The organism is Streptomyces sp. W1SF4 (assembly GCF_003950035.1).
In the GTDB taxonomy this organism is placed as follows: domain Bacteria; phylum Actinomycetota; class Actinomycetes; order Streptomycetales; family Streptomycetaceae; genus Streptomyces; species Streptomyces racemochromogenes.
Genome location: NZ_CP034350.1, coordinates 293,083 through 313,493, shown reverse-complemented (window position 1 = coordinate 313,493; position 20,411 = coordinate 293,083). Strand labels below are relative to the sequence as shown.

At 75.0% G+C, this 20,411-nt stretch carries 23 protein-coding genes, 1 tRNA gene and 1 pseudogene; 13 read left to right on the top strand and 12 right to left on the bottom strand.

The genetic code is table 11. The annotated features are described in order from the left end of the window. Nucleotides 1–135: 135 nt before the first annotated feature. Entirely contained in the window at nt 136–2,862 is a 2,727-nt protein-coding gene (locus tag D1J60_RS01715; RefSeq protein WP_164720811.1) for an exo-beta-D-glucosaminidase, read from the bottom strand. 230 nt (nt 2,863–3,092) lie between these two features. On the opposite strand from D1J60_RS01715, the gene D1J60_RS01710 reads away from it, so the two are divergent. Continuing rightward, nucleotides 3,093–3,698 carry a 2'-5' RNA ligase family protein gene (locus tag D1J60_RS01710; protein ID WP_206436464.1) on the top strand — a complete coding sequence of 202 codons (606 nt, stop codon included), beginning with the start codon at nt 3,093–3,095 and terminating at the stop codon, nt 3,696–3,698. A 9-nt stretch (nt 3,699–3,707) separates the two neighbouring features. On the opposite strand, the gene D1J60_RS01705 is transcribed toward D1J60_RS01710, so the two are convergent. Then, on the bottom strand, nt 3,708–4,538 hold the full coding sequence (locus tag D1J60_RS01705) for a dienelactone hydrolase family protein (protein ID WP_125819834.1): 831 nt from the start codon (nt 4,536–4,538) through the stop codon (nt 3,708–3,710). A gap of 112 nt (nt 4,539–4,650) precedes the next feature. On the opposite strand from D1J60_RS01705, the gene D1J60_RS01700 reads away from it, so the two are divergent. Then, a complete protein-coding gene (locus tag D1J60_RS01700; RefSeq protein WP_125819833.1) occupies nt 4,651–5,259 on the top strand; it encodes a GNAT family N-acetyltransferase in 609 nt (202 codons plus the stop codon). A 101-nt stretch (nt 5,260–5,360) separates the two neighbouring features. After that, nucleotides 5,361–5,843: a hypothetical protein gene (locus tag D1J60_RS01695; RefSeq protein WP_241253100.1), complete on the top strand. Its 483-nt coding sequence runs from the start codon at nt 5,361–5,363 to the stop codon at nt 5,841–5,843. 76 nt (nt 5,844–5,919) lie between these two features. Here D1J60_RS01695 and argG read toward each other — a convergent pair whose 3' ends face one another. Together argG and thpR are read right to left on the bottom strand one after the other, a co-directional pair. After that, nucleotides 5,920–7,374, bottom strand: a complete 1,455-nt coding sequence (gene argG / locus D1J60_RS01690) for an argininosuccinate synthase (RefSeq protein ID WP_125819832.1) — start codon at nt 7,372–7,374, stop codon at nt 5,920–5,922. A gap of 74 nt (nt 7,375–7,448) precedes the next feature. Next, a complete protein-coding gene (gene thpR / locus D1J60_RS01685; RefSeq protein WP_125819831.1) occupies nt 7,449–8,033 on the bottom strand; it encodes an RNA 2',3'-cyclic phosphodiesterase in 585 nt (194 codons plus the stop codon). A 112-nt stretch (nt 8,034–8,145) separates the two neighbouring features. Here thpR and D1J60_RS01680 point away from each other — a divergent pair, with 112 nt between their 5' ends. From D1J60_RS01680 to D1J60_RS01655, 6 genes and pseudogenes are all read left to right on the top strand, one after another. Next, nucleotides 8,146–8,829 carry a helix-turn-helix domain-containing protein gene (locus D1J60_RS01680; protein ID WP_125819830.1) on the top strand — a complete coding sequence of 228 codons (684 nt, stop codon included), beginning with the start codon at nt 8,146–8,148 and terminating at the stop codon, nt 8,827–8,829. A gap of 32 nt (nt 8,830–8,861) precedes the next feature. Then, entirely contained in the window at nt 8,862–9,350 is a 489-nt protein-coding gene (locus D1J60_RS01675) for a DUF3291 domain-containing protein (RefSeq protein WP_125819829.1), read from the top strand. 44 nt (nt 9,351–9,394) lie between these two features. After that, a pseudogene (locus D1J60_RS37860) lies at nt 9,395–9,656 on the top strand (hypothetical protein). Then, nucleotides 9,653–10,531: a hypothetical protein gene (locus tag D1J60_RS01665; RefSeq protein WP_125819828.1), complete on the top strand. Its 879-nt coding sequence runs from the start codon at nt 9,653–9,655 to the stop codon at nt 10,529–10,531. Before D1J60_RS37860 ends, D1J60_RS01665 begins: the two are co-directional and overlap by 4 nt. A gap of 90 nt (nt 10,532–10,621) precedes the next feature. Further along, the gene (locus D1J60_RS01660) at nt 10,622–10,960 is read left to right on the top strand and encodes an antibiotic biosynthesis monooxygenase (protein ID WP_241253099.1); all 339 of its coding nucleotides are present in this window, start codon (nt 10,622–10,624) and stop codon (nt 10,958–10,960) included. Nucleotides 10,961–11,103: 143 nt separating this feature from the next. Then, nucleotides 11,104–12,294: an FAD-dependent oxidoreductase gene (locus tag D1J60_RS01655; RefSeq protein WP_125819827.1), complete on the top strand. Its 1,191-nt coding sequence runs from the start codon at nt 11,104–11,106 to the stop codon at nt 12,292–12,294. Nucleotides 12,295–12,297: 3 nt separating this feature from the next. Here D1J60_RS01655 and D1J60_RS01650 read toward each other — a convergent pair whose 3' ends face one another. Continuing rightward, nucleotides 12,298–13,059: a DeoR/GlpR family DNA-binding transcription regulator gene (locus tag D1J60_RS01650; RefSeq protein ID WP_125819826.1), complete on the bottom strand. Its 762-nt coding sequence runs from the start codon at nt 13,057–13,059 to the stop codon at nt 12,298–12,300. Between the two features lie 127 nt (nt 13,060–13,186). Beyond that, complete coding sequence (locus D1J60_RS01645; protein WP_125819825.1) at nt 13,187–14,119, bottom strand: MBL fold metallo-hydrolase; 933 nt, start codon at nt 14,117–14,119, stop codon at nt 13,187–13,189. Nucleotides 14,120–14,221: 102 nt separating this feature from the next. Here D1J60_RS01645 and D1J60_RS01640 point away from each other — a divergent pair, with 102 nt between their 5' ends. Further along, nucleotides 14,222–15,079 (top strand): helix-turn-helix transcriptional regulator, encoded by an 858-nt coding sequence (locus tag D1J60_RS01640; RefSeq protein WP_125819824.1) that lies wholly within the window; start codon nt 14,222–14,224, stop codon nt 15,077–15,079. Nucleotides 15,080–15,143: 64 nt separating this feature from the next. On the opposite strand, the gene D1J60_RS01635 is transcribed toward D1J60_RS01640, so the two are convergent. Further along, on the bottom strand, nt 15,144–15,731 hold the full coding sequence (locus tag D1J60_RS01635) for a TetR family transcriptional regulator (RefSeq protein ID WP_125819823.1): 588 nt from the start codon (nt 15,729–15,731) through the stop codon (nt 15,144–15,146). 112 nt (nt 15,732–15,843) lie between these two features. Here D1J60_RS01635 and D1J60_RS01630 point away from each other — a divergent pair, with 112 nt between their 5' ends. Then, on the top strand, nt 15,844–16,827 hold the full coding sequence (locus D1J60_RS01630) for an aldo/keto reductase (RefSeq protein WP_125819822.1): 984 nt from the start codon (nt 15,844–15,846) through the stop codon (nt 16,825–16,827). A gap of 15 nt (nt 16,828–16,842) precedes the next feature. Here the strand turns inward: D1J60_RS01630 and D1J60_RS01625 are convergent, their stop codons facing one another. The 4 genes from D1J60_RS01625 to D1J60_RS01610 form a co-directional block, all read right to left on the bottom strand. Then, complete coding sequence (locus tag D1J60_RS01625) at nt 16,843–17,703, bottom strand: GNAT family N-acetyltransferase (RefSeq protein WP_125819821.1); 861 nt, start codon at nt 17,701–17,703, stop codon at nt 16,843–16,845. 26 nt (nt 17,704–17,729) lie between these two features. Continuing rightward, a tRNA-Trp gene (locus D1J60_RS01620) sits at nt 17,730–17,804 on the bottom strand. Between the two features lie 15 nt (nt 17,805–17,819). Further along, complete coding sequence (locus D1J60_RS01615; protein WP_125819820.1) at nt 17,820–18,206, bottom strand: VOC family protein; 387 nt, start codon at nt 18,204–18,206, stop codon at nt 17,820–17,822. After that, nucleotides 18,203–18,562, bottom strand: a complete 360-nt coding sequence (locus D1J60_RS01610; protein WP_125819819.1) for a hypothetical protein — start codon at nt 18,560–18,562, stop codon at nt 18,203–18,205. Before D1J60_RS01610 ends, D1J60_RS01615 begins: the two co-directional genes overlap by 4 nt. A gap of 139 nt (nt 18,563–18,701) precedes the next feature. On the opposite strand from D1J60_RS01610, the gene D1J60_RS01605 reads away from it, so the two are divergent. Next, nucleotides 18,702–18,899 (top strand): hypothetical protein, encoded by a 198-nt coding sequence (locus D1J60_RS01605; RefSeq protein ID WP_125819818.1) that lies wholly within the window; start codon nt 18,702–18,704, stop codon nt 18,897–18,899. A 72-nt stretch (nt 18,900–18,971) separates the two neighbouring features. Beyond that, entirely contained in the window at nt 18,972–19,850 is an 879-nt protein-coding gene (locus D1J60_RS01600; protein ID WP_241253098.1) for a PhzF family phenazine biosynthesis isomerase, read from the top strand. A 24-nt stretch (nt 19,851–19,874) separates the two neighbouring features. Here the strand turns inward: D1J60_RS01600 and D1J60_RS01595 are convergent, their stop codons facing one another. Further along, nucleotides 19,875–20,057 (bottom strand): hypothetical protein, encoded by a 183-nt coding sequence (locus D1J60_RS01595; RefSeq protein WP_125815733.1) that lies wholly within the window; start codon nt 20,055–20,057, stop codon nt 19,875–19,877. Between the last annotated feature and the right edge of the window lie 354 nt (nt 20,058–20,411).

The window sequence follows — 20,411 nt, the reverse complement described above, 5'->3', positions numbered from 1 at the left end:
GCTCCAGACGGAAGTCCCTGACGGGAGGGGGGAACGCCCCGGACGAGGGGGTGCCCAGAGCATGGATCCGGTGCCGGACCCGGACAAGGCCCGCCACCGAGATCTAACGTTCCGCTAAGGAACCCGCGCCCCGGCTCAGCCGGCCGGGGCCGTCGTCGTCGGGGTGTTCCAGCCGGAGAGCCGCAGGGCCGGGGGCGTGCCGTGGAGGTCGGCCGTGCGGTAGGTCGCCGTGAGCGTCGCCGATTCGCCCGGCCACAGGGTGACCTGGTTGTCGCTCCAGCGGACGGGCAGCAGCGGTGCGCCCGCCGCGCCAAGCAGGTGCACGTCCGTGAGCAGGGCCGGGGTGCTTCCCGTTCCGGTGTGGCGCACGGTCACCGTCGTCGTCGAGACCCCCTGGCCGTCGGCCGTCGTGGAGGCCGTCGCCGTTACGGCCGACCGCGGCATCGCGTTCAGCCCCGTCAGGTCGGCGTACGCGGTGGTCGGCGTGTGGTACCAGGTGCTCCTGGAGTAGTCGAGCACGTCGGCCCGGGTGGAGAGCCAGTAGACGTTGCGGCTCACCTCCCGCCCGTCGGCGTCGGTGAGCAGCAGCCGTGCCAGGTGGGTGGTGGCGAGGCCCGGCACCGACGCGGGCAGCGTCAGCGCGGTCGTGCTCGCTCCGCCGCCCGCCACGTCCAGCCCCGTCACCGTCCGCTCGTAGCGCCGCGTGCCGTCGGGGTCGAAGAGGGTCACCCGCGCCGTCAGGCCCGAGGCCGCGGACGCACGGCTGTTGACGACCGAGACGGCCCGGTCGTCGTACCCGTACTGGATGTGCAGCGGCTCGTTCGCCTTCTTCGCCCCGAAGTAGGCGCCGCCCTGGTCGAGGTAGCGGTCCACCAGCTGCCAGTGCAGCGACGTCCAGCCGCTGTTGAACATCCAGTACACCACCCCCGTCGAGGGCGCGGAGGCGTCCTTCGCGTTGCGGGCGTACGCCTCGAACTGCGCCCGCACGGCCTCGTACTGGGCGAGCTGCGCCTTGCGCACGTAGTCCTCCAGGCCCGTGGGCGCGCCGTAACGGCCCGCCAGGGCCGCGTCGTACAGCCTGAGCGTCGAGAACGTGGACGAGGGCGAGCGGTGGTACTGGGCCGCCGAGGGGTCCTTCCACAGGCTCTCCAGCTCCGCCGGTGACATCATCCGGCGCAGGGTGTCCAGGGTCGGCACGTCCGGCCCGGCGCTGGTCTCGGAGTTGAAGCCGGTGGCCCCGCCCTCCCGCTTGGCGTACCAGTAGCCCGGCGGGACCCAGTCGTAGGGCCCGGTCATCTTCATCCCGGAGCGCCCGGTGATCGGTGAGGACCGGCCGGAGGCGGAGGGGACCACCGGGGCCGTCCAGTCGGCGGCCTCCAGCGCGTCGAGGTAGCCCTGCTCGATCGTCCGGTCCGGGGCGAAGTCGCTGCCGATCAGGAAGGAGGCCACGCTGGGGTGGCGGCGCAGCCGTGCGGCCTCGGCGGCCATGGACGCCCTGGCGACCGGGTAGTCGGCGCTCTCCCACCGCTGTCCGGCCTCCGAGCCGTTGACCTCGCCCTCCCACTTGCCGCAGCACTCCCATCCGGGCAGGGTGAGGATCCCGTACCGGTCGGCCAGGTCGAAGAACTCGTCCGGCTCGATGTGCCCCTCCAGGCGCAGCGCGTTCAGCCCCAGGTCGAGGGCGTACTTCAGGCGGTCCTCCACGTACCGGGGGTCCCAGCGCAGGAACTCGTCGGGGGACCAGCCGCCGCCCCGGATCAGCAGCGGGCGTCCGTTCACCACGTACTGGCGTGCTCCGTCGGCGTTCAGCGGTGCCCGCACGTCGCGGATGCCGAAGGATTCGTGCGCGGCGTCGGAGGGCAGGCCGTTCACCGTCGCGGTCAGGTCGAGGGAGTACAGGGGCTGCCCGCCCATCGCGGCGGGCCACCACACGCGGGGCGCCTGCAGCCGCAGCGCCGGGTGGTCGGCCGGGGAGAAGACCACGGTGCGGGTCTCGTGCGGGGCGAGGGTGACGCTGCGGCTGACGGGGGCCGGGCCGACGGTGCCCGCGACCGTGGCGGTGACGGCGGCCGCCGAGTCGTTGCGCACCCGGGCCTTGACGGTCAGCTCGGCCGAGGCCATCGAGGGCAGTGCCAGGGAGGTCACCACGTGTGCGTCGCGCAGGGCGACGGGGCCGCCCCGGCGCACGGTGACGTCGCGGACGATCCCCATGTTCCCGTCGGGCGGCGGCTGCAGCCAGTCGAGCCAGCCCATCGTGAGGTGCTCGCGCGGGTCGTTGGGCCGGATCCGGAACGCGACCGTGTTGGTGCCCGCCCTGACCAGGTCGGTGACGTCGGTCTCGTGCCGGGTGTAGGCGCCGGTGACGGTGGTCGCGTCGGCGATCCGGCGGCCGTTGACGTAGACGTCGGCGGCCGAGATCACCCCGCTGAAGTCCAGGTACGTACGGGCGGTCGTGTCGGCGACGAGGAAGTCCGCCCGGTACCACCACGGCACGGTGAAGTCCCCGGCCGGGATCCTCTTTTGCCGGGTGGAGTAGAAGGGGTCGGGGTGGACCCCGGCCGCGAGCAGTGCCGCGAGCACGGTGGACCGGGGCCCGGCGGGGTACCAGCCCGTGGCCGCGTAGCCGGGGCTGGACACGGCGGCGGCGGTGTCCGCGACCTTCGCCGTCGACTGGATCGCGTACCCGGCCAGGGCCGTCGCGGTGCCTGGCGCGCCCGCGACGGCGGTCGCCCGCGGTGCGGCGGGCGGCGTCGGCGGGGGTGCGGGCGCCGCGGGGGAGGCCCCGGCGGCCAGGACGAGGACCAGCGAGCCGGCGGCGAGGGCGGCGGTCCGGGCGTACTTGGGGACGGGGCGGTGCGGCACGGGGGACCTCCCGTGGGGGACGGAACGCGGGCGGGGGGTTGCGCGCGGAGTCTTCCACGCCGGGTGCCCGCACCGGCCCCGGCGCGCGGGACCACGGGCCACGACCGCCCCTGACCCGCCCGCCGGGCCGGGCGCCCGCGAGCGCACCCGGCGTGCGAGCCGCCCGGACGAGCCGGGGCCTGTCCCGCACCTGCGCCACCCAGGGGAACCGGCCGGGGCATGATGGCGGGGTGAGACCGCACCACCCGGCCGTCGGTGGACCGGCCGCCGGGGGCCCCGGGATCCTGGACGTCGCCCCCACGCCCCGGACGGCTCTCGTGTGGCTCCCACCGCCCGGGCTGTGGCAGCCCATCCAGGAGCTCCGGGCGGAGCACGACCCCCAGATCCGCCGCTGGCCGCCGCACGTGAACCTGCTCTTCGGCTTCGTACCGGAGGAGGACTTCCCGGTGGCCCTACCGTTGCTGGCGGAGGCCGCGGCCCGCTGCGCGCCCTTCGCCGTCCGCCTCAGCGGGGTGCGCGCCTTCCGCCACCGCGCCTACGCCACCGTGTGGCTCGACCCCGCGGCGGCCGGCGAGCGTCCCTGGACGGCGCTGCGGGAGTCCCTGGCGGAGCCGTTCCCCCAGTGCCGGGGGCGGTTCCCGCACTTCACCCCGCACCTGTCGCTCGGCCGCACCCGCGACCCGCGCCGGCTGGTCCCGGAGTGCGATGCCCGCCTGGCCGGGATGTCCGCCCGGGTCGACGAGGTGGTGCTGCTCTCCCGCCGGGGAGAGGGGCCGATGCGCCCCCGTGCCACGATCGCCCTCGGCACGGGGGAGACGGCCCGGCGGCACGCCTGAGCGTCGGGGTCAGCTTGGCCCGGCCGCCAGCAGCCGGGTGCGGAACAGGTCGAGGACGGTGTCCAGGGCCTGCCGCGTGGGCTGGCCCGGCTCGTCCACCAGGTGCTCCGTCAGGACGGAGTGCGGGGGCAGCACGGCGTCGGGGTTCGCCGCGGCGTCGTCCAGCTCCACGGCGACGAACGCGTCGCCCAGCTCGCGGCGCAGGTGCGCGAACCGGTCTCCGGGCACCAGCCGGTCGCCGCGGAAGCGCAGGCCGAGCACCTGCAGCCCCTCGCGCTCGCAGCGCCCGCGCACGACCGCCAGGTCCTCGGGGGAGATGTCGATGCGGCCGGCCCGGCCGGGGGTGAGGGCCAGCGGCAGCGACGGCTGGGACAGCACCGGGGCGAGCAGGCGCGGGTCGGTGGCCATGGCCAGCGCGAACCCGCCGGTCAGGCACATCCCGACGGCGCCGACCCCGGGACCGCCGCAACGCTCGTGCTCGGCCGCGGCGAGCGCCCGGAGCCACGACACCACCGTCGACGTGCGCCCGGTGGCCAGCAGCGTGAACTCCCGGCTCACGCAGACCCGCAGCATGCTGGAGGCGACGTAGCCGGCGGTCTTCGTCCGGCCCGCGGTCCTGGGATCCGCGTCCCGGCCGGGTTCGCCGAAGAGCACCGGCAGCACGGCGGTGCAGCCCGCCTCCGCCACCCGCTCGGCGAACGCCAGCACCTTCGGCGTGATGCCCGGGATCTCCGCGATGACGATCACCGCCGGGCCCGAGCCCCGGCGCAGCAGCCGCCGGGTGGTGCCTTCGTGCGTGAACGTGCCCCTGGTGAAGCCGGTCAGGTCGTGATCTGCCACGGTCCCCCGTTCCCTCCGGTCGAATCCTCTTGGGCGGCCACCAAGTTACCGGGACGTAGGGGTTGTGGCCAGCAGGACCCCGGGGTCCGGCACAAGATCATCCGCGTGCAGAATGACCCGTATGTCGATGACGAACCTGCCCAAGACGGCCACCGTTGACGATGCCCCTTCGATCAGCCGTGCCCTGGCCCGCGCCTTCCACGACGACCCGATGATGAACTGGTTCTTCCCCGCCGAGGGCACGCGCGAGGAGAACCTGACGCGGTACTTCAGCACCATTTACACGCGCCAGTACGTCCGGCACGGCGTGTGCGAGCGCACCGGGGCCGCCGCCGCCTTCTGGGTGTCGCCGGAGGGCCACGAGAAGTCCGTCCCCGACGCGGACACCATCCGGGAGCTCACGGAGATCCTCGGCGACCGGGCCCACCTGTTCCGCGACGCCGTCGAGCTGGCCGCCCGGCACGCCCCGCAGGAGCCGCACTGGTACCTGGCGCTGATCGGCGCGGACCCGGCCGGCCAGGGCCGGGGCCACGGGTCGGCGCTGCTGCGCTCCGGCCTGGCCAAGGCCGACGCGGCGGGCCTGCCCGTCTACCTGGAGTCCTCCAAGCCGTCCAACCTGCCCGTCTACGAGCACTTCGGCTTCGAGGTCCTGGGCGAGGTCGAGCTCCCCGGCGGCGGCCCCACCCTCTGGGCCATGCGCCGAGCACCCCGCACCGCCTGACACCTCCGCCGGCGCCCGCTGCGGGTGCGGGGCGCGGCCGGATGAGGAAAGCTGGGAGTGCCGCGGCACCGGCGGCGGGAGCGACCGGCGAGGAGGGGCGGATGGACGCCATGGAAGCTTCGCGAGGGACCCGGCCCGTACGGGTGCGCCGGCACGGGGTGCGCAGGGCGGCCCTGTTGTGCGCGCTCGCGGCCCTCGCGGCCGCCGCCGTCCCGGCCTCCGCCGCCCGCACCCCCGCGGCCCCGGACCCGCTCGTCGTGGTCGACTGCTTCGACAAGCCCCAGGTCCGCCCCGAGGAGTACCTGCTGGCCTGCGGCGACGGCAACAACCGGCTCGTCGACCTGCACTGGAAGAGCTGGGGGCCGGGCACCGCGACCGCCACCGGCACCGACATGGTCAACGACTGCCGCCCGTACTGCGCGGCCGGGCACTTCCGCGCCTACCCGGTGACGGTGACCCTGAGCGAGCCGCGGTCCTGGCCCGGGCACCACGACGTCCGGCGCTTCACCACGATCCGGCTGCTCTACACCGGCACGGCACCCCACCCGGTCCCCAAGGACGTGACGTACAAGCTCGTGTACTGAGCCCCGGACGTGGGAAGGGCCGGCCCGGCGCCCGAAGGCGCCGGGCCGGCCCGTCGCGTCGTACCGCCCGCCGGGGTCAGTCCGTGCCGAACTCCATCGCGGCGCGGTCCAGCATCTCCTCGTCGGCGGAGACCGCGCCGCGCGAGGCGATGGCCTCGGCGCCGCCCTCCGGCATCTCCGGCATGCTGCCGATCAGCCCGGTCGCGGCCGCCTGCGCGGCGCCGACGGCGGGGCTGCCGGTGCCGATCAGGCCGAGGACGGCGTACTGCTCCAGCTTGGCGCGGGAGTCGGCGATGTCCAGGTTGCGCATGGTGAGCTGGCCGATCCGGTCCACCGGGCCGAAGGCCGAGTCCTCGGTGCGCTCCATGGAGAGCTTGTCCGGGTGGTAGCTGAACGCCGGGCCCCGGGTGTCGAGGATCGAGTAGTCCTCACCGCGCCGCAGCCGCAGGGTCACCTCGCCGGTGACGGCCGCGCCGACCCAGCGCTGGAGGGACTCCCGGACCATCAGGGCCTGCGGGTCCAGCCAGCGGCCCTCGTACATGAGCCGGCCGAGGCGGCGGCCCTCGTTGTGGTACTGGGCGAGGGTGTCCTCGTTGTGGATGGCGTTGACCAGGCGCTCGTACGCGGCGTGCAGCAGGGCCATGCCCGGCGCCTCGTAGATGCCGCGGCTCTTGGCCTCGATGATCCGGTTCTCGATCTGGTCCGACATGCCCATGCCGTGGCGGCCGCCGATGGCGTTGGCCTCCATCACCAGGTCGACGGCGGAGGCGAACTCCTTGCCGTTGATCGTGACGGGGCGGCCCTGGTTGAAGCCGATCGTCACGTCCTCGGTGGCGATCTCGACGGACGGGTCCCAGAACCGCACGCCCATGATCGGGTCGACGGTCTCCACGCCGGTGTCCAGGTGCTCCAGGGTCTTCGCCTCGTGGGTGGCGCCCCAGATGTTGGCGTCGGTGGAGTACGCCTTCTCGGTGCTGTCGCGGTAGGGGAGGTCGTGGGCCAGCAGCCACTCCGACATCTCCTTGCGGCCGCCCAGCTCGGTCACGAAGTCCGCGTCCAGCCACGGCTTGTAGATCCGCAGGTGCGGGTTGGCGAGCAGGCCGTAGCGGTAGAACCGCTCGATGTCGTTGCCCTTGAAGGTGGAGCCGTCGCCCCAGATCTGGACGTTGTCCTCCAGCATGGCCCGGACCAGCAGGGTGCCGGTCACGGCGCGGCCGAGCGGGGTGGTGTTGAAGTAGGCCCGCCCGCCCGAGCGGATGTGGAACGCGCCGCAGGTGAGCGCGGCCAGCCCCTCCTCGACCAGCGCCGCCCGGCAGTCGACCAGGCGCGCGATCTCGGCGCCGTAGGTCTGCGCGCGGCCGGGCACCGAGGCGATGTCGGGCTCGTCGTACTGACCGATGTCGGCGGTGTAGGTGCACGGGACGGCACCCTTGTCGCGCATCCAGGCGACCGCGACGGAGGTGTCGAGACCGCCCGAGAAGGCGATGCCGACGCGCTCGCCGGCGGGAAGGGAGGTGAGGACCTTAGACATAGGAAGATTATGCATGCCGCCGCATGGTCATGCAATTCCGGATCGCATCCCGGACCGGCGGCCCCCTTCGCGCGTCACTTCCCGCCGCCGAACGCCCAGGACTCGATGTCCCGGTAGTGGATCGGCCCCGGGCCCCGGCCGATGTTGCTGCCGACCAGGTGGAGGCGCTCCGCCTCCCACTCCCGGCCGCTGAAGGCCGTGAGCCCGGCGGCGGCCCGCGGTGCGGCGGACGGGTCGCCGCGCCGGGCCCGGGCCAGCGTGAGGTGGGGGCGCAGCGGCCGGTCCGCGAAGCCGATGCCGCACTCCTTCACCGTCGCCCGCACCTCGGAGGCCAGGACGTGCAGCTCCTCCAGCTCGCCGGCTATCCCGCTCCACAGGACCCGCTCGTCGAAGTGCCCGCCGCCGCGCAGGGACAGCCGTACGGGCCGCCGGGCCGCCGCCAGCTCCGCGAGCCGGGGCCGCAGCGGCGGAACGGCCGCGACCGGCAGTTCGCCGAGGAACGCCAGGGTGACGTGCCAGTCCTCGATGCGGTTCCAGCGCATGCGCGGGTGCGCGGCGTACGCGGGGGCGAGCGCCCGCTCCAGCTCCCGCTTCGCGTCGTCGGGCGGGGCGAGGGCGATGAAGACGCGGACGGTCGCGGCCTGGGTGTGTTCCTTCACGTACGCCTTCGTACCGCCTCCCGGCCTCCCGGTCACCTTCCGGCCCGTCAGGTCGGCCCGGAGCCCCGTGCGGCCTTCTATCTCCAATTCCGGTTGTTCCTAGAATGGGGGAATGGAGGACATCGATGCGATCGCGCTGCTGCAGGACCCCGTGCGGCGCCGGCTGTACGAGTACGTGGTGGCGCAGGGCCGCGAGGTCGGCCGGAACGAGGCCGCCGAGGCGGCCGGAGTGGCGCGCACCCTCGCCGCGCACCATCTGGACAAGCTGACCGGGGCCGGCCTGCTGGAGAGCGGCAGCCGCCGGCTGACCGGCCGCTCCGGGCCGGGGGCGGGCCGTCCCGCGAAGGTGTACACGCGGGCCCGGGCCGAGTGGGCGGTGTCGCTGCCCGCCCGCGACTACCTCACGGCCGCCGAGCTGCTGGCCGAGGCCGCCGAGGGGGCGGGGCTGGACGCCGGGCTCTGCGCCGCGGCGCGCCGGCGGGGGGAGGCCCTGCGGGGTCCGGGGGCGGCGCCCTGCGGCGGGCTCGACGAGGCGATGGACGTACTGGCCGCCCGCGGTTACGAACCGCACCTGGAGGGGGCCGAGGGGGAGGGGGGTGGCAGCCTGCCCGTCGTCCGGATGCGCAACTGCCCCTTCCACGCGGTCGCGGAGCGCTTCCCGCCGCTCGTCTGCGGCATGAACCTCGCCCTGCTGGAAGGGCTCCTCGGCGCGGACGGGCCCGTCCGCGCCCGGATGGACGCCCGGCCGGGGGAGTGTTGCGTGGTGGTCGAGAGTTCTAAAAACAATATCGATTGACATAGAAAAGAGCGCCGTGCTGGGATGGGGCCATGACCGCATCCCCGCACGGCCCCGCCGCCGTCCACCTGGCCCAGCTCAACGTCGCGACGTTCCGCTACCCCCTCGACGACCCCCGCGTCGCCCCGTTCGTCGAGGCGCTCGACCCGGTCAACGCCGCGGCCGACGCCGCGCCCGGATTCGTGTGGCGGCTCAAGGAGGAAGGGGAGAACGACGCCACCGCCATGCGCCCGCTGGGGGAGCGCGTCATCGTCAACATGTCCGTGTGGGAGACCCGGGAGGCGCTGTGGGACTTCACCTACCGCAGCGGGCACCTGGAGGTGATGCGCGGACGCCGCGACTGGTTCGAACGGCACGCCGAGGCGCACATGGTCCTCTGGTGGGTCCCCGCCGGACACGTCCCGAGCGTCGAGGAGGCCCTGGAGCGGCTGGCGGACATCAGGGCCAACGGGCCGTCGCCGGACGCGTTCACCTTCACCTCCTTCCCTGCCCCCGTGGAGGCCGCCGCGGCTCGCGCATAGCTCGGCCATCGACATATGTCGGCGACCGAGCTATCGCCGGACACGTGAACGATCAAGCTCTGCGCGAACCGACCCTGCTCATCCTCACCGCCATCGCCGACGCCCCGCGGCACGGCTACGCCATCGCCCAGGAGGTCGAGAAGATCTCGGCGCAGCTACGCGCTCGCCCCCCACGGCCGCGAGGTCCTCGCCGCCGAGGCGGCCCGGATCGCCCGCACCGCCCAGGAGGCCACTCGCCGGCTCGGCCTCGGCGCGCCGGCAGCCCCCGGCCTGCTCGGCCCCTCCGGCGGGGCGGTGACGGCATGACCGCCCTGCTGAGGCTCTACCCGGTCGGCTACCGGCGTGAGTTCGGCGACGAGCTCGCCCTGGCGTACCACGAGGCCACCCGGGACGCGGGCCGGGCGGCCCGGACGCGGGAGGCGCTGGACGTCACCGGGCACGCGCTGCGGATGCGGCTCGGACTCGGCTCGGCGGGCCGCCGCGGCCGGCTCGTGGCGGCGGTGGCGCCGTTCGCCGTCACGGCCGTCGGAGCCAGTGCGCTCTGGTGGGCCGGGCTGATGCTCCCGGGTGCCACGGCCTCCGGGCTGCCCGCGGGGATGACCACCGCGTACCTGCTGCTGGTGGCGACCCACTTCGTCACGGTCCTGGGCGCCGCGATCGCCCTGAGCGGGCGCTGGTCCGCGGGCGGCTGGACCGCGCTGGCGGGCTGCTCGGCGACCGCGGTGACCGAGGCGACGCGACTGGGCGGGGGCGTCGAACTCGTGCTCCTCCTGAGGACGCCGCTGCTGCTCGCCGCACTGGCCGTCCTGCTCTGCCCCGCGGACCTGCGCCCGCGGCCGCGGGTCCGCACGGCGGCAGGGCTGGCCGCCGTCGTGCTGTGGGCGGCGCTCCTGGCCGGCGTGCTCACCTTGGGCCCGCTGCCCGACGGGTCGTTCGGCGCCCTGCGCTTCGCCGTACCGGCTGCGGCCGGACTGGCCCTGGCCGGGCGGCCGGCGTTCGCCCGGCTGCGTACGGCGCCGGCCGTCCTCCTCGCGGCGCTCCCCCTCTTCGTCCTCGGCACGCCGCTCTGGACCCGGGACGCCTGCACGGGGCCCCTCGCGCTCGCGTTCCTCCTCGCCACCGCCACCGCGGTGAGCATCCGCCGGCGGCGCCGCAACGGGCGCCCGCTCGACGGGAGCTGACCCCGAGGCCGTCGGGGACACCCGGCCCCGTACGGTGTACCCCGGAACGCCGCACGACCGACGGCGGCCGACGGGAGCGACGGGGGAAACGTGTTCGCGGTGATCTACCGGTGGCGGCTGCGACCGGGCAAGGAAGAACGGTTCCGCGAGGGCTGGCACCGGGTGACCGAGGCGATCCTGCGGGACTGCGGCAGCTACGGCTCGCGGCTCCACCGCGCGGACGACGGCACCTGGGTCGCGTACGCCCGCTGGCCCGACGAGGAGTCCCGCGCGCGCTGCGCGGTGCCCGACCCGGAGGGCGTGGCGATGATGGCGGAAGCGATCGAGGAGCGGTTGCCGGAGACACGGCTCAGCCTGGTCGACGACCTCCTCGCGGAACCGTACGTCCCGGCGGCGACGCCCGAACCCCCGACGTGGCTGGCCCACTGATGACGCGTCAGCCGTAAGCGGGCGGTGCCGGGAAGCCGGACGGTCGCGGCCGAGCGGCGCGCGCGGGGCGGGCGGGCCCCGGTAGGGTCGGGGGCGTCGTCGGGGGCGTCGTCGGGGTGAGGCGCGAGTGGACGGGAGTGGGGATGGCGGAGCGGCATGCCGTGGTGGCCGGGGCCGGGATCGGCGGGCTCGCGGCAGCCCTCGCACTGCACCGTCGGGGCTGGCGCGTCACCGTCTGCGAACGCGCCCCCGAACCGCCCGCCACCGGCGCCGGCATCGGCCTCGCCCCCAACGCCCTGCGCGCACTCGAGGCGATCGGCGTCGACGCGGCCCGGGCGGCGGGCGGCGCCGTGCCCGGCGCGATGGGCGTACGCCGCCCCGACGGCCGCTGGCTGACCCGGGCCGCGACCGCCGACATGACGGCCCGCTACGGCATCCCCCCGATCGCCGTTGCGCGCCCGCTCCTCACCGCGGCGCTCGCCGCCGCCCTGCCCCCGGAAGCACTCCGCTACGGCACCACCGTGACCGGCGCCGACGGGACCGGGAGCCGCGCGACCGTCCGTACGGCGGGCGGACCCGACCTGACCGCCGACCTGCTCGTCGCCGCCGACGGGATCCACAGCCCGCTGCGCCGCGCGCACTTCCCCGCCCACCCCGGCCCGCGCTACCTCGGAGAGACCGCCTGGCGGGCCCTCGTCGACGCCCCTGACCTGCGGATCCCGGCCATGAGCGAGACCTGGGGGCGGGGGGAGAGGTTCGGGATAACGCCGCTGGCCGACGGCCGGTACTACCTCTACGCCACCGCCCGCGTCCCGGCCGGCACCCGCTCGCCCGACCCCCGCGCCGAGCTCCGCCGCCGCTTCGGCACCTGGCACGAACCGGTCCCGGCCCTGCTGGACCGCGTGGCCCGCCTCGCGCCCGCCGACGTCCTCCAGAACGACCTGTACGACCTGGCCGCCCCGCTCCCGCGCCTGCACCACGGCCGGATCGTCTGGCTCGGCGACGCGGCCCACGCCATGGCCCCCAACCTCGGCCAGGGCGGCTGCCAGGCCATCGAGGACGCCGTGGTCCTCGCGCGCCTGCTCCCCGCGGGCGACTCCGGGTACGCCGAGGGCGGCCGGGACCCCGTCCCGGCCGCCCTCGCCGCCTACACCGCCGTCCGCCGCGCCCGCACCGACGCGGTCCGCGTCCGCGCCCGCCGCGTCGGCCGCCTCGGCGCCCTGCGCAACCCCCTCGCCGTGGCGGCCCGCGACCTCGCGGTCCGCGCCGTCCCCGCCCGCCTGGCACTGCGCGGCATGGACGACCTGTTCAACGGCTTCCGCCTCCCGCGATGACCCTCACGCCCGGATGACCTCCGGGCCGAGGCCGGCGATCTCCTCGGCCCGCGCATCGGTCAGCCCGGTGTCCGTGACCAGCACGTCCACCTGCTCCAGGGAGGCGAACCTGGCGAAGTGCCGGGCGCCGTACTTGGAGGAGTCCGCGACCAGCACCACCCGGCGCGCCCCCGCCACCATGGCCCGCTTGACCGCCGCCTCCGCCAGGTCGGGCGTGGTCAGCCCGGCCTCCGCCGAGAAGCCGTTGGTCGCGACCACCGCCACGTCCGGCTGCAGTTCGGCGAGGTCGCGCAGCGCCCACGCGTCCACCGCCGCCTGCGTACGGTGCCGCAGCCGGCCGCCGACGATGTGCAGGCGCAGCCCCGGATGCTCGGCGAGCCGGGCGGCGACCGGGAGCGCGTTGGTGACCACCGTGAGGGTGGAGTCGTGGGGGAGCAGGGCGGCCAGCCGGGACACGGTGGTGCCCGCGTCCAGCAGCAGGGTGCCCTCCTCCGGGAGCAGGGCGAGGGCGGCCCGGGCGATCCGCTCCTTCGCGGCCGCGGCCGTGGAGTCGCGCTCGGCGAGCCCCGGCTCCAGGCGGAGCCCCCCGGCGGGGAGCGCGCCGCCGTGCACCCGGCGCAGCAGACCGGCCCGTTCCAGGGCCGTCAGGTCCCGCCTGACGGTCTCCTGCGTGACTCCGAACTCCTCCGCCAGGGCGGGGACTTCGACGCGTCCGCGCTCCTGGGTCAGCTGCACGATCCGGTGCTGGCGCTCGGGTGCGTACATGGGATCGGATCCGTTCCGTTCCGGAGGGGGTGCTTGGTCCCGTTATGGGACGGACCTTACCCGCCGGGCGGCCCGGCCGCGGCCCGCCGGGCCCGCCCTGCCCGCATGCCCGCCCACCTGTCCGGCGTCAGCCCTCCCCGCCCGGGGCGCAAGGGGCGAACGGCGCCCAGCCCTTCACCGCGAAGGCCCCCGCGTCCCGGGTGACCTCCAGGGCGCCGTGGGAGCCGAAGTGCGCCGGGACCAGCAGCGCGTTGTGGTCGGCGGCCCAGCCGAGCAGCCGGCGCCGGCTGGCCCGGGACTGCGCGGCGTCCTCGCAGAAGCAGCTGTTCGCGTCCGGCTCCATGATCTGCACCGGGCTGTGCAGCAGATCGCCCACGAACACCGCCCGGTCACCCCCGGAGGCGAGCGTCAGCACGCTGGAGCCGGGGGTGTGCCCGGCGGCGAGGTCCAGCCGCAGGTTCGCGTCGATCCGGTGGCCGTCCTCCCACAGGACGACCTGGCCGGCCTCGTGGACCGGCGCCACGCTGTCCTCGAACACTCCGGCGTTGCCGTCGCCGAGGACGGACGGGTGCCCGTTCGCGGGGTTCCAGAAGTCGAACTCGTTCCGGTTGATCAGATAGCGGGCGTTCGGGAAGGCCGGGACCCAGGTGTCCCCGTCCAGCCGGGTGTTCCACCCGACGTGGTCCCCGTGCAGGTGGGTGTTGACGACGAGGTCCACGTCCTCGGGCTCGACCCCGGCCCGGGCCAGTTCGTCCAGGAAGGGCGTCTCCTGGCGGTCCCAGGGGGTGCCGGGCCGTGCCTTGTGGTTGCCGCCGCCGGTGTCGACGAGGATGACCCGGCCCTCGCTGCGCAGCACCCACGTCTGCAGCGCGACCCGGGACACGGGCGGCTCGCCGTCCACGAAGTCGGGCCGCAGCCAGCCGGCGTGCTCCGACCAGACGTCCGGGCTGCTGCCGGGGATGAACTCGTGCGGGGTGAGCCCGAGCGGGCCGTAGTACTCGCGGACCCGGGTGACGCTGACGCCGCCCAGCTCGATGGTGTCGGTGGTGGTGTTGTCCATGGCCCCCACCCTGCGGCGGGCCCGGCGCGGCAGCCACACCTTTCCCTGCCTATCCCCGGCAGGGTGAGGCTGGCCCGCGCGCGGCCCGCGATACTGGGCGGCATGGAAGGACAGAGCAGCCTCGGCGCGTTCCTGCAGGCCCGCCGGTCCCGGCTGACGCCGGCGGACATCGGCCTCGACACGTACGGCGAGCGGCGCCGCGTCCCGGGCCTGCGCCGGGAGGAACTCGCCCTCCTCGCGGGGGTCAGCGCCTCGTACTACGCGCGGCTGGAGCAGGGGCATTCGCACAACGCCTCGCCGGAGGTGCTGGACGCGCTCGCCCGCGCGCTGAACCTGGACGAGGCCGAGCGCCGGCACGTACACGACCTCGCGGGCCTCGCCGCCCGCCGCCCCGCCGCCCGGCGCCCGCCCGTGGAACGGGTCGACGGGGCGACCCGTCGGCTGCTGGAGTCCATGCCCGAGGTCCCGGCCGTCCTGACCGGCCGCCGGGCCGACGTCCTGGCGTGGAACCCGCTGGGGCACGCCCTGTTCGCCGGCCACCTCGACCCCACCGCGCCCGACCGTCCCGCCGACCGGCCCAACATGGCCGTGCTGCTCTTCCTCGACCCGTACCTGCGCGAGCTCTACGGCACCTGGGAGTCGAAGGCGAGGGCCGCCGTCGCCAACCTGCGGTACGCGGCCGGCCGCCACCCGGACGACGCGCTCCTCGGTGCCCTCGTCGGCGAACTCAGCATGAAGAGCGACGAGTTCGCCACCATGTGGGCCGACCACCGGGCCCGTCCCTGCACCGTCGCCGAGCAGCGGATGTGGCATCCGCTGGTGGGGACCCTGACCGTCACCCAGCAGGCCTTGCGCGTCAGCGACGACCAGACGCTCCTGGTGGCCACCGCTCCGGCCGGCTCCGAGGACCACACGGCCCTCAGACTCCTCGCCCAGGCCACCATCCCCTCCCGGGCCTGACCCGGATCCGGCCACCCCGCCCGCGGGGCCGCCGGTCCACCCGCTCCCGTGGCCGCCGGTCCGCTCAGCCCTGCGGCCGCGGCGGCCGGACCAGGCGGCGGACGGACTCCACCACCGCTTCGCGGTGCCGGGCCAGCCGCGCCTTTGCCCAGGGCTCGCCCGGACCGCCGGTCGCGGGTCCGCCCACCGCGCCGGTCCACGCCTGCGCCAGCCCCATGACCAGGGTCAGCACGTCCGCCGGGTCGAGACCCGGGTCGACCAGCCCGGCATCCTGCGCCCGCTCCACCGCCGCGATCTTGCCCCGGTAGGACTCCGCCACCAGGTCGGTGGTCTCGGGCCGTTCCAGCTGCTTCCACTGCACCAGGCGCATCAGGTCGGGGTACGCCACGAAGTGGTCGAAGACCGCCCCCGCGTACCCGGGCAGATCCTCCGCGTCGAACGGCACGGATTCCGAGCCCGTCTCCAGGGCCCGCTGGAGCACGGCATCGAACAGCTGTTCCTTGTTGCCGTAGTAGACGTAGATGAGCCGCTTGTTCGCCTGGGCGTTCACCGCGATGCGGTCGATCCGGGCGCCGGCGATGCCGTACGCCGCGAACTCGGAGAACGCCGCGTCGAGCAGGCGCGCCTTGGTTGCGCTGGAATCCCGTGCCATGCCGGGCAGCCTAGCAAGTAACTATCCGGTTATTGACATCCCGCGCACCCCGTGTGCAGACTCGAACTATCCAGTTAGTTACTTAGTTCGCCCCCCACCCCCGGAGGACACCATGGAGATCCGCGCACTCGGCGGCCAGGGCCTGGAAGTCGGCGCCGAAGGCCTCGGCCTCATGGGCATGAGCGCCCACTACGGAGCCACCGACGAGACCGAGTCCCTCGCCACCATCGACCGCGCCCTCGCTCTGGGCGTGACCCTGCTCGACACCGCCGAGGGCTACGGGCCCTTCGTCAACGAGCAACTCCTCGGCAAGGCCCTGCGCGGCCGCCGCGACGCCGCCTTCATCGCCACGAAGACCGGCGTCGAGTTCACCGACGACGGGGCCTTCCGGGGCCACAACGGCACGCCCGAGTACATCCGCCGCTCCGCCGACCGCTCCCTGCGCCACCTGGGCACCGACCACATCGACCTGTACTACCTGCACCGCGTCGACCCGGCCGTGCCCGTCGAGGAGAGCGTCGGCGCCATGTCCGAGCTGGTCACCGCGGGCAAGGTCGGCCACATCGGGATCTGCGAGGCCGCCGCGGGCACCATCGCCCGCGCCCACGCCGTGCACCCGCTGGCCGCCGTACAGACCGAGTACAGCCTCTTCGAGCGCGGCATCGAGCACGACGGCGTACGCGAGACCCTCCGAGAGCTCGGCATCGGCCTCGTCGCCTACTCCCCGCTCGGCCGCGGCTTCCTCTCCGGAGCCGTGACCAGCCCGGACGACTTCGCGGCCGACGACTTCCGGCGTACGGACCCCCGCTTCCAGGGCGAGAACTTCGACCGCAACCTCGCCGTCGTCGACCGCGTCCGGGCCCTGGCCGCCGAGAAGGGGGTCACCCCCTCGCAGCTCGCGCTCGCCTGGACCCTGCACAGGGGAGCCGTCCCGATCCCCGGCACCAAGCGCCGCCGCTACCTGGAGGAGAACGTCGCCGCGACGGCCGTCACGCTCACCGACGCCGACCTCGCCTCCATCGACGCCGTCGCACCGCACGGCGTGGTCTCGGGGGACCGGTACGCGCCCGAACTCATGGCGTCGCTGAACGGCTGACCCCCGCCCGGCGGATCAGCGCAGGTCGCGGAAGCGGTACTCGTCCAGGACCGCGAAGCCCGTGCTGTCGTACAGGCCCATCGCGACCTCGTTCCCGCCGAAGACGTTGAACATCATCGCCTCGTCGCCGCCCTGCCGGGTGGCCCACTCGCCGACGGCCATCGCCGCCCGGCCGTAGCCCTTGCCGCGGTGCTCCTCGTGCACCTCCAGGGAGAAACCGAAGGTGACCCCCGGCAGGAACCCGTGGTTCACCCAGCCGGTGCCGATCACCTCGCCCTCGGCCTCCATCGCGTAGAAGGCGTGCCCCGGGGTCAGGTACCCCTGCGGGAGGTACTGGGCGAAGTCCCGGTCGGACTTCTCCTTGGCCTGCTCCGGAGTGAGGGCCCCGGCCCGGACGATGTCGGCGATGTACCCGGCCTCCTCGGCGGCGTACCAGGCCGGGTACTCCTCCTCCGTCAGCCGGCGGACCGTCAGCCCCGGCGGCAGCTCCGGCCGTGCGGCCACGGCCCGCATGCGGTTCTGCCCCCGCACCGCGTAGTCGGCGAACGCTCCGGGCCCGCGCCCGCCGGTGAGGCGGACCTCCACCCGTTCGGCGCCGTGCTCGGCGCACCACCGCTCGGCCCACTCGCGCCCCCGCGCGAGCGTGAGGTCGTGGATCCGGCCCACCACCGCACCGTTGTCCTCCGTCACCCCCACGGCTATCCACCCGGTGCCGTCCGTGGCCACCGTCCAGCCGTCGATCCCCTCCACGGCCCGCTCCAGCAGGGCCCGGGCCAGCGGCTCCGTACATCCCGCCGCCTGGTACCCGGCCAGCACCCGCTCTTCGAACCCGCCCCGCCACGCGCCCTGTTCGGCGACGATCCCGATCTCGTTCATCGGGCCACCCTAGCCAGCCCGACGGGCGGGGCCGACCGGATTCGAACCGGCGTCCTCGCGGTTTTGGAGACCGCGCGCGTCGACCCCTGCGCTACGGCCCCGCCCTGCCGGGCAGCCTACCCGCCGTGGATGATCTGGATCAGGTTGCCGCAGGTGTCGTCGAGGACCGCGGTCGTGACCGGGCCGCTATCCGTCGGCTCCTGCGTGAAGCGCACCCCGAGCCCGCGCAGCCGGGCGAACTCCGCCCGCACGTCGTCCACGGCGAAGGAGGCGGCCGGAATGCCGTCCCTGACCAGCGCCTCCTTGTACGGCCGCACCGCGGGGTGGCCGTCGGGCTCCAGCAGCAGCTCGGTCCCGCCGGGGTCCTCCGGGGAGACCACGGTCAGCCACTTGTCCGCGCCCAGCGGCACCTCGTGCTTCTTCACGAAGCCCAGTACGTCCGTGTAGAACCGCAGGGCCTTGTCCTGGTCGTCGACGAAGACGCTGGACAGATGGATCCTCATCGGGTGCTCTCCCTCGAGTCGGGCTGCTGCTCGACGACGCTGGTGCCGCTGCCCTCCTGGGACTCCCACGTCCACGTCTCCTCCATCCGGAGCCGCCCGTCGGGGAGTTCCGTGACGAGGGAGACGCAGTGCCCGGAGGCGGTCGAGCCGTCGTGGCGCAGCTGGACGTAGCGGAAGTCGACGGTGTCGTCCCTCCGCGTGCCGACCAGGTGTCCCCCGGCCACGTCCCCGCCACGGTACTCGGCCCAGACCCGGCCGTCCTGCTCGTGGTACTCGAATCGGGTCTGCCGGCCGACCTGGCCCGGCGCCTGGTCGGCCACGGGGACGAAGACGAGGCCGTCGAGCGAACGCGCCACAGGGGCTCCTCGGGGGAAGGCGGCCGCGGGCACGGGCCGCGACCGGTCGGATGTCCGGGCCACCCTAAGGGCTCCGGCCCGGCGGCTGATGGAGCAGTGGGAGCTGCGGATCCGCCCGGGCCGTGGTGGCATCGGACCCATGAAGGATCCCTTCGGATGTGACGAGCCGGCGCTGCCGGCCCGGGCGGGCGCCGTGGACCGGGCCGCGGCCCGCCGCGCGGTCGCCGCGCGGGCCGTCGGGGCGGAGGACCTGGCGGCCCTGCTGGACATGATCGGCCTGTGGCCCGCCGACGACCCGCCGCAGGACCGGAGGCCGATCAGGCCGGCCGCCGGTTGAGGGAGGGCCCGGCGCGGGTACGGTACGTCCGTGATGCGTGCGCGGCGACGCGCGGACCCCCAGGGGCCGCCGGTGGCGATCGTCCGCGCCTGCCTGCGCGACGGCGGGGGCGGCAGTCCCACCGCCGTCGTGGACGAAGCCGGGTTCGCGGGCGGGGCGGCGCCGGGCGACGACGACCGGCGCCGCGGTGTGCCGGCCCTCGCCGGTACGTCCCACGCCGTCTTCGTCTCGGCCCACGACGACCCGGAGGGCGGCCCCGCCTTCTCCCTGCGCTTCTTCACCGCCGAGGGGGAACTGCCCGCCTGCGGGCACGGGACGGTGGCGGCCCTCGCCCACCTCGCGGAGAGGGCCGGCCGCCGGCACTCGTACCGGGTCACCCTCCACGCCGGGGGCCGGGTGTTCACGGGCTGGACGGCGCGCCGCCAGGGCCGTGCGTACGCGTCCTTCGACCCGGGCCCCGTGGAGCTGCGCACGCCCGGCGCGGCCGAGCGCGACCTCGTCCTGCCCGCACTCGGCATCCCCCGCGACGCGACGGCTCCCGGTCTCCGCGTGGCGTCGGTGGGACGGCCCCGGCTGCTGGTCCCCGTCCGCACGCGCTCCGCCCTGCGGGCCCTCTCCCCGGACTTCGCCGGGCTCCGGGCCGCCTGCGACCGCCTGGGCCTGCTGGGCTGCTACGTCTACTCGGTGCCGACGCCCGAAGGCCGCGCCGCCGCCCGGATGTTCGCCCCCTCGATCGGCGTCGACGAGGACATCGCCAACGCCAACAGCACGGCCTGCCTGGCCGCCCACCTGGCCGGCCCGGGCCCCACCGAACTCGCCGTGGAGATGGGCGACTTTCTCGGCAGCCCCTCCACCGTCACCGCCACCGTCCGGCCGGGCCCCTCGGGCCCCCTGGTGCGGCTGGGCGGCAGCGCGGAGCTCGCGGGCGGCATCCGGCTGCCGGCGCCCTGAGGCGGGCCGGCCGCCCGGCCGTGCTCAGGAGCCGTCGTCGTCCCGGTGGCGCCGCTCGTCGCGCCGCCGCCCCTTCTCTTCGGCGCGCCTGCTGCGGGCGGGGGTGATCGGCTCGGGATGGACGGGGTCCTGGCTGGGCGGCTGCGGGCGCCCGCGTTCCTCGCGGGGTTCGCCGGGCTCCTGGCGCTTGTCCTTCGTACCGCCCATGACGGGTGACTCCTCGGTGCCGGGGCTGCGGATTCCTCCTGTTCACCCTGACACGCATCGCCGCCGGCCGCTCCCCGTCGGACGGGGAGCGTGCCGTGGGGGTGATGTGTTCCTCCGGTGTGGATGCGCCGCAGGTGGCGTGTGCGTTGCGTGCCCGCCAAGGCGGGTACCCCCGCTCCGACTTGCGCGGCGGCACCGAACGCAGGCGCGCCACGCCGTCGAAGGGTGGCCGGATCACCCTCTTGGCCGCTGTAGGGTGACGTGCGCCCGTCAAGGCGGGCCCTCCTGCACACTGATATTCCAACGGGGTTCGAACGTGAAGCTTCGCCATGTCCGCGCGGTCGCAGTATTCGG